We start from the raw sequence: 14500 nt of genomic DNA on the forward strand, positions 1-14500 counted from the left end.
GGCGTCCGAAAGGGCCTCGACCGGCGGAGGCGTCCGGTGTCGGGCGAGCACGCGGGGTGCGGCCCGGCCCACGCAAGATTCTGCGTTCTCGCGCGCGAAGGCAGGATCGTGCGTCCGACGGGGCGGCGTGACGCTCGGGCGGTCGACGATTCTCCCTCGGCGTGGGACGGTCCACGAGAAGGGCGAATCCCTGCCCGGGCAAGTCACCGAGCGCCTCAGATCAGGGGTGCGAGATCGCCTCGCGCACCTTCGTGGTGAGCGCGGTGAACTCGGGCAGGGCGCGCAGGTCCGCCGGGGCCACCTCGCGGCTGCTGGTGGAGAAGCGGGCCGACTCGTCGAGCACGATACGGCCGGGACGCGGGCTCATCACGAGGACGCGCGAACCGAGGAACACGGCCTCGTCGACCCCGTGGGTGATGAACAAGATGGTCTTGCCCGTCTCGCGCCAGATCGTCAGCAGCTCCTCCTGCAGGCGCTCGCGGGTGAGGGCGTCGAGCGCACCGAAGGGCTCGTCCATGAGGACGATCTCGGGGTCGTTCGTGAGCACGCGGGCGATCTGCGCGCGCTGCTGCATGCCGCCCGACAGCTCGTAGGGGCGCAGGCCCGCGACGTCGGACAGTCCGACGAGCTCGAGGTAGCGCTCGGCGGTGCGGTGCCGCTCGGCCTTCGCGACGCCGCGCACCTTCGGGCCGAGGGCCACGTTGTCCCGCACGTCGAGCCACGGGTAGAGCGTCGGCTGCTGGAACACGACGCCGCGCTCGCGACCCGGGCCGCGCACGGGCCGACCGCCGACCTCGACGGTGCCGCGCGTCGGCTCGACGAAGCCGGCGAGGAGGCGCAGCAGCGTCGTCTTGCCGCAGCCCGAGGGTCCCGCGAGGGTCACGAGCTCTCCCGGCTCGATCGTCAGGTCGATCCGGTCGATCGCGCGCACCGACCCGTCGCGGGTCCGGAACTCCTGCTCCAGACCCGCGACGGTGACGGCGAGGTCGTGGCGCTCACTCACCGGCGGCGGCCTCCGCCGGTCCGGGGTCGACGCCGTCGGCGTAGTCGGACTCGGGCGCGACCTCCGCGATGCCGTCCTGCGTGAGCAGGAACTCGGCCGTGGTGAAGAGGTCCTGTCCGAGCTTGCCGCCCAGGTAGTCGGCGCCCACCTGCTGAGAGGCGTCGAGGAACACGAAGCCCTCGAACTGCTTCTGCGCCTCCGCGGCGGTCACGCCCACCTCGACGGCCACGCTCTCGGCGGCCTTCTCCGGGTCGCTCTTGATCTGCTTGACCGCGTAGTCCTGCGCCTTCGCCCACACGGCCAGGACCTCGGGGTTGTCCTCGATGAAGGAGTCGTCGGCGATCGCGAGGTCGAACGTCGGCTTGCCCGCCTTCGCCGTGTCCTCGCTCGTGAGGATGACCTTCCCGCCGTCCTTCTTCAGCTCGCTCAGCGTCGGGTCCCAGATCCACGCGGCGTCGATGTCGCCGCGCGACCAGGTCGGGGCGATCTGCTCGGGCTCGGAGTTGACCAGCTTGTAGTCGGAGGCGTCCTCGCCGGCGTCGGCGATGGCCTGCAGGAGGGAGTAGTGCGCCGTGGAGCCGAACGGGGTGGCGATGGTCTTGCCCTTGAGCCCGGCGATGTCGGTGGCCTCGCCCCCGCGCACGGCGAGCGACTCGGCGGAGCCGATGACGTCGTGCACCCAGATGACCGAGACGGGCAGGTCGAGCGGGGCCGACAGCGCCTTGGTGCTGGGCGAGGAGCCGGCGAGGCCGATGTCGAGGCTGCCGCCGCCGAAGGCCTGCACGACGTCGCCGCCGGACGCGAAGTTGCTCCACTCGATGGTGGCGTTCGGCAGGCAGTTCTCGAGGATCCTCTGGTCCTTCACGACGACGTCGCCGTTGGGGATCTTCTGGTAGCCGATGCGCACGGTCGTGTCGACGGACTCGTCAGCCTCGAACGGGCACGCGTCGGCGGACGCCTGCGTGGTCTCGCCGCCGACGCCGCAGGCCGTGAGGCCGAGGGTGGCCACGACGGCGGCCAGCGCGGCGGCGACGGGGGTGCGGGACAGGAGGGGGGTCTTCATGGTCAGGCCTTTCCTCGCCAGGGGACGAGCTTCTTCTCGACGGTGCGGATGAGTGCGTCAAGGGCGATCGCGGTGAGGCCGATGACGATGATGCAGGCGATCGACAGGGCGATCTTGTTCTGCGTTCCCGAGAGGTAGGCCAGGCCCCCGATGCCCGGCAGTCCGTTGACCAGCTCGGCGGCCACGACGGTGGTCCACGCGAAGCCGACGGCGACGCGGAGACCACTGAGCACGTCGGGCAGGGTCGCGGGGAGGATCACGGTGGTGATGGTCTGACGCCGCGTGGCGCCGAGCGACCGGACGGCGTTCACCTGGTCGTCGCGCACGCCGCGGACACCGTTGAGGGTCGCGAGCGCGATCGGCGGGAACGCGGCGAGGAACAGCAGCGACACCTTCGACGTGTCACCGATGCCGAACCACGCCACGAGGAAGCCGAGGTAGGCCAACGGCGGCAGCGACCGCAGGAAGTCGACGTACGGGCCGACGACCCGCGAGAACCAGGGAACGGTGCCCATCGTCAGGCCGAGGGGGATGCCGACGAGGATGGCCAGGGCGAGCCCGCCACCGATCCGCTGCAGGCTCACCAGCAGGTGCTCCCACAGGTAGTAGCCCTCCTCGCCCCGCACGACCCGGTCGACGCCACCACCGATCGCGTGGTCGGTGTTGGCGCGCACGAACGCGTCCCACACTTCCAGCGGGCTCGGCGTCAGGTAGGCCGGACGCACCACGTCGGCCGCAGCCACCAGCGTCCACGCCGTCAGCACGACCACCAACGTCGCGACGGGTGGCAGCCAGCGCGACGGCGCGGGAGGACGGATCACGAGCAGTGACCGTATGGCGCGCCGACGCCGGGTGGCGCCGGGTCCAGCATCCGGGAACGGTCTCGCCTGGCTCGTGCGATGGGCTAGGCGAGCGTCGCCCGCGGTCACCGTGACCGGAGTCGGGCCGCTCACGTAGCGTTGGTGCCGTGAAGGCTCTGGTGTTCTGCGACGTGACGGACCCGTGGTCGTACGTCGGGGTGACGCGCTTCGAGCGCGCGGCCGGGATGTTCACGATCCTCACGGGGGAGCCGCTCGACGTGTCCTTCCGCGCCCGGCTCCTGGAGCCCGACGCGCCCAGCTCGGGCAGACCGCTGCGCGCGGTCCTGGCCGAGCGGCTCGGGGGCGACGACAAGGTCGACCTCGTCGACGCGCAGGTGACCGCGGCTGCTCGCATCAGCGGCATCGAGCTCAACCTCGCCGAGGCGGTCGAGGCCAACAGCCTCGACGCTTGGCGGCTCCTCACCTGGGCCGACGAGGCGGGGCCGGGGCTGCAGCGCGAGCTCGCCCACCAGCTCTGGCGCGCTCACCTGCTCGAGGGTGCCGACCTCGCGGACCCGCTCGTGCTGTCCAGTCGGGCGGCTCTCGTCGGGCTCGACCTCGAGACGGCCGACGCCCTGCTGGCGAGCGACGAGTACGCCGATGCGGTCCGCACCCAGGACGAGACGGCGCGGTCCCTCGGCGTGACGCAGCTTCCCTACGTCGTCGTCGAGAACCGGTGGACCCTCGCCGGTACCCAGTCGCAGGACGACTACGTGCAGGCGCTCCACCAGATCCACCGAGAGTGGCGCGACGCGTAGCCACGTCTTGGACACGTCCGGGGCACTCGGGCGGGTCCGGATGCCCCGGAACTGTCCGAAACGCAGGGACGGGCTGGCGGTAGGGTCGTCGACATGACCTACACGCTCGTCCTCCTGCGCCACGGGCACAGCGAGTGGAACGCGAAGAACCTGTTCACCGGCTGGGTCGACGTCGACCTCAACGAGCAGGGCGTGGAGGAGGCCCACCGCGGGGCCACGCTGCTGGCCGACGCCGGCATCGCCCCCGATGTGTCGCACACGTCGCTGCTGCGTCGGGCCATCCGCACGTCGCAGATCGTGCTCGACGGCATCGACCGGCACTGGATCCCGGTCAAGCGCTCGTGGCGGCTCAACGAGCGTCACTACGGCGCACTGCAGGGCAAGGACAAGAAGGCAACCCTGGAGGAGTACGGCGAGGAGCAGTTCATGACCTGGCGCCGTTCCTACAGCACCCCGCCGCCGGCGCTCGACGACGACAGCGAGTTCTCGCAGGCCAAGGACGCCCGCTACGCGGCGCTGCCCGACGAGCTCCTGCCGCGCACCGAGTGCCTCGCCGACGTGCTCGACCGCATGCTCCCGTACTGGTACGACAGCGTCGTCCCCGACCTGCTCGACGGCCGGACCGTGCTCGTGACGGCGCACGGCAACTCGCTGCGCGCCCTGGTCAAGCACCTCGACGGCCTGGGCGAGGACGAGGTCGTCGGCCTCAACATCCCCACCGGCATCCCGCTGGTCTACGAGCTCGACGACGACCACAAGCCCGTCACGAGGGGCGGCCGCTACCTCGACCCCGACGCCGCTGCCGACGCCATCGCCGCGGTGGCCAACCAGGGCCGCTGACCCTTCCGCCGACGGCGTGGTCCTCAGCGTCGTTCCGCGCGCTCCAGGACGGACAGCAGGGCTTCGACCGACTGGGTTTCGCGCACCCAGACGCGATCGAGCAGCAGGGCGAAGGTGACGGACAGTGCCAGCATCACGGTCCCGAACCAGACCAGCACGGGGACAGGACCCAGCAGGCCCAGCACCACGACGAGCACCAGCATGGCCAGCACGACGGACCAGAGCGCTGCCTGGGCCGGCCGACCCAGGCGGAGCAGGGTCGCGCGACGACGGACGACGGGCAGCCACCGGCCCCCGTCGAGCTCGGCCGGCGCCTGGCCCGTACGCATCGCCCTGCGGAACAGCCGCCTCTGCTCGCGCTCGGTGGACATGCGCGCCAGGTTGTCGGCCGGACGGGACGCTCAGGCGTCGAGCTTGTAGCCCAGGCCGCGGACGGTGGTGAGGGTGGCGGGGTTGGCGGGGTCGGGCTCGATCTTGGCCCGCAGGCGCTTGACGTGGACGTCGAGCGTCTTGGTGTCGCCCACGTAGTCGGCGCCCCACACGCGGTCGATGAGCTGGCCGCGGGTGAGGACCCGACCGGGGTTGCGCAGGAAGAACTCGAGCAGCTCGAACTCCTTGAGCGGCAGTCGCACGGTCTCGCCGTCGACCGACACCAGGTGGCGCTCGACGTCCATGCGCACGCGGCCCGCCTCGAGCACGGCGTCGTCGTCGATCTCGTCGGTCGCGCCGCGGCGCAGGACCGCGCGGATGCGGGCCACCAGCTCGCGCGGCGAGTACGGCTTGGTGACGTAGTCGTCGGCACCGAGCTCGAGGCCCACCACCTTGTCGACCTCGGTGTCCTTCGCGCTCACCATGATGATCGGCACGCTCGACGTCTGTCGCAGCTGACGGCACACCTCGGTGCCGGGCAGCCCGGGCAGCATCAGGTCGAGCAGCACGATGTCGGCGCCGTTGCGCTCGAACTCGGTCAGGGCGTCGGGTCCCGTCTCGGCGATCGCGACGTCGAACCCCTCCTTGCGCAGGACGTACGACAGCGCTTCGCTGTAGCTGGTCTCGTCCTCGACGACCAACACTCGTGTCACGGGATCTCCTCATCGAGGTCGTGCTGGAAGCGGGGGAGCACCAGCGTGAAGGTGGAGCCAGCGCCGGGCTCGCTCCAGACGTCCACGGAGCCGCCGTTGCTGGCGGCCACGTGCTTGACGATGGACAGGCCGAGCCCCGTGCCGCCCGTGGCGCGGGCGCGGGCGGGGTCGACGCGGTAGAAGCGCTCGAAGATGCGCTCGAGCTCGGGCCCGGCGATGCCGATGCCGTTGTCGGCCACGCTGATGCGCACGTCGTCACCGTCGAGCGCGGCGGTCACCGCCACCTTGGAGCCCTCGGGGCTGTAGGTCACGGCGTTCTCGACCAGGTTGCTGACGGCGGCGTGGAGCTGGGCGCGGTCGCCGTGGACCATCAGGTCAGGCTCGACCGACCGCGCGATCTCGATCTGCTTGCGCTCGGACTCCGTGGCCGAGTGCTCGCAGGCCTCGGCGACGAGCTCGTCGACCTTCACGGTGGCCGCGTCCTCGCTGGCGACGTCGTTCTGCAGGCGCGACAGGTCGATGATCTGCTGCACCAGCCGGGTGAGACGTTCGCTCTCCGTCTGCATGCGCGAGGCGAACCGCACGACCGACTCCGGGTCGTCCTTGGCCTCGGAGACGGCCTCGGCCAGCAGGTTGAGCGCACCCACCGGTGTCTTCAGCTCGTGGCTGACGTTCGCGACGAAGTCGCGGCGGATGTTCTCGACCCGCTGCTGGTCGGTGCGGTCCAGCGCGAGCACGATGATCAGCCGCGACGTGAGAGGGGCGACGCGGACCTGCACGTGGGCGGGGGTCCCGCGTCGGCGCTGCAGGGTCAGGTTGGACTCACGCACCTGACCGTCGCGACGTACCTGCTGGACGAGGCCGCGGATGTCCTCGGACTCGATGCGGTTGTCGCGCACGATGCCGAGCGCCACGGCCGGGGCCGACGCCTGCAGCACCTCGTCGGACGGGCCCAGCAGGACGGTGGTCGACGACAGGACCGACAGCACGGCCTCCGCGCCCGGGGGCACGAGGGGAGTCGGCTCGTCGGGAACGGCGTTCTGGCGGCGTTCGCTGAACAGCCACAGGAAGGTCACCGCGGCACCGAGGGCGGTGCCCACGGCACCGGCGACGACGAGACCCGCACTGATGTCCACGCCCCGATGCTAGGCCCATCGTGAGCAGCCAGCCGTGCCCGAACCCCCTCTGACGTGCGCCTTTCTGCGGCTGTTCACACCTCGTTCACCAGGCGTCGCCATCCGTTCACCGGCTTCTCCTAGGGTCCCTCTCATGCGTGATGCGTATTACGAGCAGCTCGACACGATCGTCGACGACCTGGTCCAGCTGACCGGGACCGTCCGCAAGGCTGTCGCTGCCTCCACTGCCGCCCTGCTCAACGCCGACGGCCCGCTCGCCGAGCAGGTGATCGCCGGCGACAAGCAGATCGATGAGTCCACCGAGGAGATCGAGGAGCGTGCTCTGCTCCTCCTCGCCACCCAGCAGCCGGTCGCGACCGACCTGCGGCAACTGGTCGCCACCCTGCGGATGCTGACCGACCTGCAGCGGATGGGCGACCTCTCGGTCCACGTGGCGAAGGTGGCGCGCATGCGCATGCCCGACGTCGCCGTGCCCACCACCCTGCAGCCCACGATCATGGCGATGGCCTCGGTGGCCGACCAGATGATCCACGCGGCGTCGCGCATCGTCGCCAACCGCGACATCGACGCCGCCACCAGGCTCGAGGACACCGACGACGAGATGGACCGTCTCCGCAAGGACCTGTTCCGGGCGTTGCTCGGCGGGACCTGGGAGCACGGCATCGAGCCGGCGATCGACCTCGCCCTCCTCGGCCGCTACTACGAGCGCATCGGCGACCACGCCGTCTCCATGGCGCGCCGGGTGGTCTACCTCGTCACCGGCGAGCTGGCACCGGGCGTCTGACGCCCGCGGGGTCCCCACGACGAAGGGCCGTCCGCGATCCTCGGGGGGATCGTGGGCGGCCCTTGTCGTCGTGGCGGGGCGGGGGAGGGCACGAAGGCGTCGATGCCTCCGGTCACCGTCCGGTCCCGGGAGTACCGCGGGGTCAGCCGGCCGGGTTCTCCTCGGCCTCGGCGGCCTCCTCGGTGGCCTGCTGCTCGTCCGTGGTGTCGCTCGGCGGGGTCTCGGCGACGTCGGCGTAGCTGGCGTTGCGTGCGACGACGGGGACGGAGATCTCGACCTCGCCCGCGTCGGAGAAGGTCAGGGTGACGTCGGCGTACCGGCCGACCGGGAGGGTCGCGCCGTCGATGCCGGCGAGCTCACCGGCCCGACCGATCGTGAAGAGCTGGCGGGGCGCGAGCTCGACGTCGGTGGCCGGGTCGGCCGTGACGGAGCCGGAGCCTCCGAGCGGCGTGATGGTGACCGACTCGAGCGTCTGCGGGGAGTCGGTCGTGTTGAGCACGCCGGCGGAGAAGGCGAGCGTGTCGTCGCTGCCGGCGACGAGCAGCGCGTTGTAGAGCTGGACGTCGCCGGTGCGCAGGTTGGCGCCGATGCCGGGCTGGTACTGCTGGTTGGTGGCGGCGCCACCCCCGGTGCCGCAGGCCGAGAGGCCGAGCGAGGCGGCGAGGATCATGCTGGCGGCCGTGAGACGGCGCGTGCGAACGGTGGGCACCGGGCACCTGCTTCTGCGTCGGGGAGGGTCGTCGTGCGGATCATATCGGAGCGCGGCGACCTGCCGGGGTCCGGCCCCGCGGCGATCGGAGCGGGCGGAACCTACCGCTCGGGAGCCTGGAACGCCCGGAATAGCCGTCCGTGGCGCGTGTTAAACTGATCACCTACGAAAGGTGCCGCGTTTATGACTTTCACTGTCGGCGAGACGGTTGTGTACCCCAATCACGGGGCCGCAGTCATCGAAGACATCGAGAAGCGGACGATCAAGGGGGAAGAGCGGGACTACCTGGTCCTGCGCATCGTTGCCCAGAACGACTTGGTGGTTCGTGTTCCTGCCTGCAACCTCGACCTCGTGGGCGTCCGCGACGTCGTCGACGCCGACGGCCTCGAGCGCGTGTTCGGCGTCCTGCGGGCCGAGCACGTCGAGGAGCCGACCAACTGGTCGCGTCGCTACAAGGCGAACCTGGAGAAGCTGCACAGCGGCGACGTGCTCAAGGTGGCCGAGGTCGTGCGCGACCTGTGGCGCCGTGACCACGAGCGGGGCCTGTCGGCCGGCGAGAAGCGCATGCTCGCCAAGGCTCGCCAGATCCTGGTCTCCGAGCTGGCTCTCGCGGAGAAGACCAACGAGGACAAGGCCGAGCTGCGGCTCGACGAGGTCCTCGCCTCCTGAGCCGATCGATCCTCGACGGCCCTCGCCCCTTCCGGGCGGGGGCCGTCGTCGTTCTCGGGGTCGCGCTCAGGCCCGGGCGACCAGTGCGGTGGCGATCGCGGCCACGCCCTCGCCCCGCCCGGTGAGGCCGAGGCCGTCGGTCGTGGTGGCGGAGATGCTCACCGGTGCGCCCACGACGTCAGAGAGGTGCGCCTGGGCCTCGTCGCGTCGCGGCCCGAGCCGGGGCGTGTTGCCGACGACCTGCACGGCGACGTTGAGCACGGTGAACCCGGCGTCGGCCAGCAGCCGCACGGTCTCGGTCAGGAAGGTCGTGCCCGAGGCGCCCGCGAACCGGGGATCGGCCGTGCCGAAGCGCGACCCGATGTCGCCGAGGCCGGCGGCCGAGAGCAGGGCGTCGACCATCGCGTGGCTCGCCGCGTCGCCGTCGGAGTGCCCCTCGAGCCCGGCGTCCTCACCCGGCCACTCGAGACCGGCCAGCCACATCGCGCGTCCGGGCACGAGGCGGTGGACGTCGGTGCCGATGCCGGTGCGCAGGTCGGGCAGGCTCATGGGTGCATCCTGCCCGACTACCAGCGCGCGGTGTCCGGTGGCAGCTTCTTGCTCGTCGGTCGGATCACGTAGGAGATCGCGCCGCTGCCACCGAGCCACGCCTTCTCGAACTGCGCCCGGTCGTACACGCGACGCACCGAGGTGTTGCTCGGAGCGGCCGGGTCGTTGACGATCACCTTGCCGGTCGAGGTGAAGCCCACGATCACCATGAGGTGGCCCGGGGTCGAGGAGATGGGCGCCCCGGACAGACCGCCGCGCGACCACGCGAGCGAGGCGACGACGGGGATGCCGGCCTTCACGAAGGCCTCGGCGTCGCGCAGGTTGGCCAGCCGGGTGACGAACGCGTCGAAGCCGAAGCGACCGGCGTACGCCGTGTTGAAGGGCCAGTTGCCGGTGCCGCCGTAGGCGTAGTCGTACGTGTAGGTCGCGGCGTGGTCGACCCACGGGTCGGCGCCGGCGATGCCGCCGGTGTCGGGCGTGCCCGGCCGGTCGCCGAAGAAGCGGAGGACCATCGAGGTGGAGGTCGGCGAGCACCAGGCCTCGCCGCCGTTGCCGAACTGCGGGTAGTGGCCGCGGTGGATCATCTGCGAGTACTTCGGGACCTTCAGCTCGACCGTCTTCGTCATCGTCGTGCGGCTCGTGGTCACCGAGCGCGACGTGAACGTCGAGGCGATGGCGCCGGCGGACTGCAGCGTCGGGGAGCCCGTGGTGCCGGGCTTGCGGAAGAGCATGACGCGCAGCTGGTAGCCGTCGAAGCCACCGGCCTTGGTGGCCATGAGCGTGTCGACGTTCATCTTCGCGAGGTCGTCGGACTGAGCCGGGTAGGAGGTGCGCTTGACGTCGGAGGCGCTGAAGGCCCAGGCGCCGACGCTGTCCCAGCTGCCGACGGTGGAGCCGGAGCGGACCCGGGCGTCGACGCGGATCCAGGTGCCACGTGGCGTGGTCGCGTTCCACGACGGCACGAGGGCCTTCGCCTTGAACCCCGTGGACGCCCACGGGCTGGTCCAGGAGCCCCACTCGTAGGTCGTGGCCCCTCCCGAGGTGTGCGGGTCGTCGTAGCCCCAGCGGTTGGTCGTGCTGCCGAGCCGCACCTCGTTCGACGCGACCGTGGTCGCCACCCGTGCGCCCTTCGACAGCTCGGCCGAGCTGGACCAGCGGGTCATGAGGGAGGCGTCGGACGCGGCCTGTGCCGGGGCCGCGGGAAGCAGCACCAGCGAGGTGACGAGTGCGGTGACAGCGGCGCCGACGACCGTGGACGGTCGACGAGCAGCATGCCGAAGGGGAAGAGGCATCCTCCGAGGGTAGGTGACGCCTGGGGTGCGTGGGGCGGTTGTGGCGAATCCACGTGGCGGGAACGGTGCCGGCGGGCCGATAGGATCCGGGGGTGAGCCTGCGCCTGTACGACACCGCCACCCGGCAGCAGCGCGACCTCGACCCGGTCGTGCCCGGCAAGGTCGGCATCTACCACTGCGGCCTCACGGTGCAGGGGCCGCCGCACATCGGGCACATCCGCAAGGAGGTCGTGTTCGACGTCCTGCGCCGGTGGCTCGAGCGCGCCGGCTACGACGTCACGATCGTCGCGAACGTGACCGACATCGACGACAAGATCCTGGCCAAGGGCGAGGAGCAGGGCCGGCCCTGGTTCGCGGTGGCCTACGAGAACGAGCGGGCGCTGCACGCCGCCTACGAGGTGCTGGGCTGCCGCCCGCCCACCTACGAGCCCCGCGCCACGGGCGTGGTGCCCGAGATGATCGAGCTGATGGAGACGCTGATCGAGCGCGGCCATGCCTACCCCGCCGCGGACGGATCGGGTGACGTCTACTTCGACGTCCGCTCCTGGGCCGACTACGGCGAGCTGAGCAACCAGAGCGTCGACGACATGCAGGCCGCCCCCGACGCCCCGGCCGACGGGAAGCGCGACCCCCGCGACTTCGCGCTCTGGAAGGGTCACAAGCCCGGCGACCCGGAGTCGGCGTCGTGGCCCACCCCGTGGGGCCGTGGGCGCCCGGGATGGCACCTCGAGTGCTCCGCGATGGCCGCCAAGTACCTCGGCACCGAGTTCGACATCCACGGCGGCGGGCTCGACCTGCGCTTCCCGCACCACGAGAACGAGATCGCCCAGTCGCGCGCCGCCGGACAGCCGTTCGCGCGCCTGTGGATGCACAACGCGATGCTCAACCTCAGCGGCGCGAAGATGTCCAAGAGCGTCGGCAACACGCTCATGGTGAGCGAGGTCGTCAAGCGGGTGCCGGCCATCGCGCTGCGGTACTACCTCGTGGCGGCGCACTACCGCTCGATCATCGAGTTCACCGAGGAGTCGCTCGCCGAGGCCGCCGTGGCGTTCGAGCGCATCGAGGGCTTCGTGCGGCGGGCCGACGAGGCCGTGCGCGCGGCGGGCGGCGACGTCGAGCCAGGTGAGGTCGGCGACGCCTTCGCCGCCGCCATGGACGACGACCTGGGCGTGCCGGCGGCGCTCGCGGTGCTGCAGGCGGGCGTCACGCAGGGCAACACCCTGCTCGCGTCGGCGGCCGACGGCCCCGAGCTGCGCACCGTGCTGGCCACGGTGCGCGCGCAGCTCGACGTGCTCGGGCTCGACCCGCTCGGCGAGCACTGGACGTCGGCCCAGGGTGCGGGGGCGGGCGCGGCCGAGGGTGCCCTGGCGCCGCTCGTCGACGCCCTGCTCGAGCAGCGGCAGGAGGCGCGGGCGGCGAAGGACTTCGCCACCGCCGACCGAGTACGTGACCAGCTGGCTGCGGCCGGCATCGAGATCGAGGACACAGCGCAAGGCCCCCGGTGGTCCGTGCAGAGCTGGTCCGTGAAGGGACGATGATGGCCGGCAACAGCCAGCGCCGAGGCGCGATCAAGAAGACCGGCAAGGGCAACCCCACCGCCGGGTCCGGCGGCCGACGCCGCAAGGGCCTCGAGGGCAAGGGCCCCACGCCGCGTGCCGAGGAACGCCCCAACCACAAGGCGTACAAGATGGCGCGCGCCACCGACAAGCGCGAGGCCGCGCGCCCCAAGCGCAAGAACAGCGACGGTGGCCCGGAGTGGGTGGCCGGACGCAACAGCGTCGTCGAGCTGCTCCGTGCCAAGGTCCCGGTGGCCGGGCTCTACATCGCCGAGGGCGCCGAGCGCGACGAGCGGATCCGCGAGATCTTCAAGCTGGCCGCCGACCAGCACGTGTCGCTGCTGGAGATCGGCCGCATCGAGATGGACAAGCTCACCGGTGGTGCCGTGCACCAGGGCGTGGCCGCCAAGCTCAACGCCTACGACTACGCGCACCCCGACGACCTGCTCGCGCGTGCTGCCGAGCAGGGCGTCCCGCCGCTCATCGTCATGCTCGACGGTGTCACCGACCCCCGGAACCTCGGGGCCGTGGTGCGGTCGGCGTCGGGCTTCGGAGCCCACGGCGTCGTCATCCCCGAGCGTCGGGCCGCGCAGATGACGGCCGCGGCCTGGAAGACGTCGGCCGGGGCGGCGGCGCGGGTGCCCGTGGCGCGTGCCACCAACCTGACCCGTCAGCTCAAGGCCTACCAGGAGGCCGGGCTCATGGTCGTCGGCCTCGCTGCCGACGGCGACGTGGCTCTGCCCGACCTCGACCTCGCCGACGGTCCGCTCGTCGTCGTGATCGGCAGCGAGGGCAAGGGCATCTCCCGCCTCGTGGGCGAGACGTGCGACCAGATGGTCTCGATCCCCATGGCCTCGAGCCTGGAGAGCCTCAACGCCGGCGTGGCCGCGGGCATCGCGATGTACGCGATCGCGCAGCGGAGGGTCTGAGGTCCCTTTTGGGCCTGCGGCTGCGCTGCTGCAGCTCGTCGTGGAGGCCACCCAGGGCGCCGGCCGAAGCAGCGCAGCCCCGGCCCCGCGTCTCGGACAGGTGCGGGGCACGTGGGCCCCAGTTCTTGCCCCGGAAGTGTCCGAAACAGGATGACGAGACCCCGGAAGTGTCCGAGACGGGGTGACTGGTCAGGCGTCGTAGCCCTGGGGGTTCTGCGACTGCCAGGTCCAGGTGTCGCGGCACATGTCGTCGACGGTGCGCGAGGTCGTCCAGCCCAGCTCCTGCTCGGCCTTGCTCGGGTCGGCCCAGAAGGCGGGCAGGTCGCCGGGTCGGCGGTCGACGACGTCGTAGGGGATCTCGCGTCCGCTGGCGCGCTCGAAGGCGTGGATCATCTCCAGCACCGACGTGCCCTGACCGCTGCCGAGGTTCCAGGCGTGCACGCCCGGCTCGTCGGCGAGGATCGCGTCGAGGGCGACCACGTGGCCCTCGGCGACGTCCTGGACGTGGATGTAGTCGCGCTCGCACGTGCCGTCCGCCGTGGGGTAGTCGCCGCCGAAGACCGACAGCCGCTCACGTCGGCCCACCGCCACCTGGGCGATGAACGGCACCAGGTTGTTGGGGGTGCCCTGCGGGTCCTCGCCGATGCGGCCGGAGGGATGGGCGCCCACCGGGTTGAAGTAGCGCAGGAGCGCCACCCGCCAGGCGGGGTCGGCCGCGGCGACGTCGGTGAGGATGCGCTCGGTCATGACCTTCGTCTGGCCGTAGGTGCTCGAGGAGTCCAGCGGCTGGAAGTCCTCGACGTAGGGGACCGGTGCCTTCTCGCCGTACACGGTGGCCGAGGACGAGAACACGAGCGTGCGCACGTCGTGGGAGCGCATGGCCTCGAGGAGGGTGAACGTGGATCCCATGTTGTTGGCGTAGTACTCGAGCGGCTTCTGGGTGCTCTCGCCGACCGCCTTGAGCGCGGCGAAGTGGATGACGGCGTCGAACCCGCGACCCAGCACCGCATGCGTCGCCGTGCGGTCGGTCAGGTCGACCTCGTGCAGAGCGACGTCGCGACCGGCGAGCTCGCCCACGCGACGCACCGCCTCGGCCTTGCCGTTGACGAGGTTGTCGACCACCTCGACGTCGTGACCCTGCTCGAGGAGGGTGAGGACGGTGTGGGACCCGATGTAGCCGGCACCGCCGGTGACGAGGACACGCATGGCGTCACGCTACCGAGGCGCCGGCAGCCGACCCAGCCTGCCGTCGCCGACGCGCGGTCCGGTG

Annotated in this window: 16 protein-coding genes; 6 read left to right on the forward strand and 10 right to left on the reverse strand. The window is 71.4% G+C overall.

Annotated features, from left to right (window positions below; genetic code table 11):
• Window positions 1-220 precede the first annotated feature (220 nt).
• Genes ASF37_RS07645 through ASF37_RS07655 form a run of 3 tightly spaced genes read right to left on the reverse strand, consistent with a single transcriptional unit; the run spans window position 221 to window position 2887 of the window.
• Window positions 221-1003: an ABC transporter ATP-binding protein gene (locus ASF37_RS07645; protein ID WP_056579761.1), complete on the reverse strand. Its 783-nt coding sequence runs from the start codon at window positions 1001-1003 to the stop codon at window positions 221-223.
• On the reverse strand, window positions 996-2066 hold the full coding sequence (locus ASF37_RS07650; protein WP_056579764.1) for an ABC transporter substrate-binding protein: 1071 nt from the start codon (window positions 2064-2066) through the stop codon (window positions 996-998). The genes ASF37_RS07645 and ASF37_RS07650 overlap by 8 nt, the downstream gene beginning before the upstream one ends.
• Window positions 2067-2068: 2 nt before the next feature.
• Window positions 2069-2887: an ABC transporter permease gene (locus ASF37_RS07655; protein ID WP_235493059.1), complete on the reverse strand. Its 819-nt coding sequence runs from the start codon at window positions 2885-2887 to the stop codon at window positions 2069-2071.
• A gap of 146 nt (window positions 2888-3033) precedes the next feature.
• On the opposite strand from ASF37_RS07655, the gene ASF37_RS07660 reads away from it, so the two are divergent.
• Together ASF37_RS07660 and ASF37_RS07665 are read left to right on the forward strand one after the other, a co-directional pair.
• Window positions 3034-3684: a DsbA family protein gene (locus ASF37_RS07660; protein ID WP_055963219.1), complete on the forward strand. Its 651-nt coding sequence runs from the start codon at window positions 3034-3036 to the stop codon at window positions 3682-3684.
• A 93-nt stretch (window positions 3685-3777) separates the two neighbouring features.
• A complete protein-coding gene (locus ASF37_RS07665) occupies window positions 3778-4524 on the forward strand; it encodes a phosphoglyceromutase (protein ID WP_056579768.1) in 747 nt (248 codons plus the stop codon).
• A gap of 23 nt (window positions 4525-4547) precedes the next feature.
• Here the strand turns inward: ASF37_RS07665 and ASF37_RS07670 are convergent, their stop codons facing one another.
• Genes ASF37_RS07670 through ASF37_RS07680 form a run of 3 tightly spaced genes read right to left on the reverse strand, consistent with a single transcriptional unit; the run spans window position 4548 to window position 6742 of the window.
• A complete protein-coding gene (locus ASF37_RS07670) occupies window positions 4548-4895 on the reverse strand; it encodes a hypothetical protein (protein WP_056579770.1) in 348 nt (115 codons plus the stop codon).
• A gap of 30 nt (window positions 4896-4925) precedes the next feature.
• Window positions 4926-5606: a response regulator transcription factor gene (locus tag ASF37_RS07675; protein ID WP_055963229.1), complete on the reverse strand. Its 681-nt coding sequence runs from the start codon at window positions 5604-5606 to the stop codon at window positions 4926-4928.
• On the reverse strand, window positions 5603-6742 hold the full coding sequence (locus tag ASF37_RS07680) for a cell wall metabolism sensor histidine kinase WalK (protein WP_055963234.1): 1140 nt from the start codon (window positions 6740-6742) through the stop codon (window positions 5603-5605). The genes ASF37_RS07675 and ASF37_RS07680 overlap by 4 nt, the downstream gene beginning before the upstream one ends.
• 133 nt (window positions 6743-6875) lie before the next feature.
• Here ASF37_RS07680 and phoU point away from each other — a divergent pair, with 133 nt between their 5' ends.
• On the forward strand, window positions 6876-7526 hold the full coding sequence (phoU, locus tag ASF37_RS07685) for a phosphate signaling complex protein PhoU (protein WP_056579771.1): 651 nt from the start codon (window positions 6876-6878) through the stop codon (window positions 7524-7526).
• Window positions 7527-7668: 142 nt separating this feature from the next.
• Here phoU and ASF37_RS07690 read toward each other — a convergent pair whose 3' ends face one another.
• Window positions 7669-8235, reverse strand: coding sequence for a hypothetical protein (locus tag ASF37_RS07690; protein WP_055963240.1), 567 nt, complete (start codon window positions 8233-8235; stop codon window positions 7669-7671).
• 183 nt (window positions 8236-8418) lie between these two features.
• On the opposite strand from ASF37_RS07690, the gene ASF37_RS07695 reads away from it, so the two are divergent.
• Window positions 8419-8904 carry a CarD family transcriptional regulator gene (locus tag ASF37_RS07695; RefSeq protein WP_055963243.1) on the forward strand — a complete coding sequence of 162 codons (486 nt, stop codon included), beginning with the start codon at window positions 8419-8421 and terminating at the stop codon, window positions 8902-8904.
• A gap of 66 nt (window positions 8905-8970) precedes the next feature.
• Here ASF37_RS07695 and ispF read toward each other — a convergent pair whose 3' ends face one another.
• Both ispF and ASF37_RS07705 read right to left on the reverse strand, forming a co-directional pair.
• Window positions 8971-9453, reverse strand: a complete 483-nt coding sequence (ispF, locus tag ASF37_RS07700; RefSeq protein ID WP_056573648.1) for a 2-C-methyl-D-erythritol 2,4-cyclodiphosphate synthase — start codon at window positions 9451-9453, stop codon at window positions 8971-8973.
• A 17-nt stretch (window positions 9454-9470) separates the two neighbouring features.
• Complete coding sequence (locus ASF37_RS07705; protein ID WP_156366763.1) at window positions 9471-10745, reverse strand: peptidase C39 family protein; 1275 nt, start codon at window positions 10743-10745, stop codon at window positions 9471-9473.
• A 92-nt stretch (window positions 10746-10837) separates the two neighbouring features.
• Between ASF37_RS07705 and cysS the strand changes: the two genes are divergently transcribed.
• Both cysS and rlmB read left to right on the forward strand, forming a co-directional pair.
• Window positions 10838-12283: a cysteine--tRNA ligase gene (gene cysS / locus ASF37_RS07710; protein WP_056579774.1), complete on the forward strand. Its 1446-nt coding sequence runs from the start codon at window positions 10838-10840 to the stop codon at window positions 12281-12283.
• A complete protein-coding gene (gene rlmB / locus ASF37_RS07715; protein ID WP_055963255.1) occupies window positions 12283-13230 on the forward strand; it encodes a 23S rRNA (guanosine(2251)-2'-O)-methyltransferase RlmB in 948 nt (315 codons plus the stop codon). Before cysS ends, rlmB begins: the two co-directional genes overlap by 1 nt.
• A gap of 189 nt (window positions 13231-13419) precedes the next feature.
• Here the strand turns inward: rlmB and galE are convergent, their stop codons facing one another.
• Window positions 13420-14436, reverse strand: coding sequence for a UDP-glucose 4-epimerase GalE (gene galE, locus ASF37_RS07720; protein ID WP_055963259.1), 1017 nt, complete (start codon window positions 14434-14436; stop codon window positions 13420-13422).
• Window positions 14437-14500: the final 64 nt, after the last annotated feature.

This window comes from Aeromicrobium sp. Leaf289, assembly GCF_001423335.1.
Classification (GTDB): Bacteria; Actinomycetota; Actinomycetes; order Propionibacteriales; family Nocardioidaceae; genus Aeromicrobium.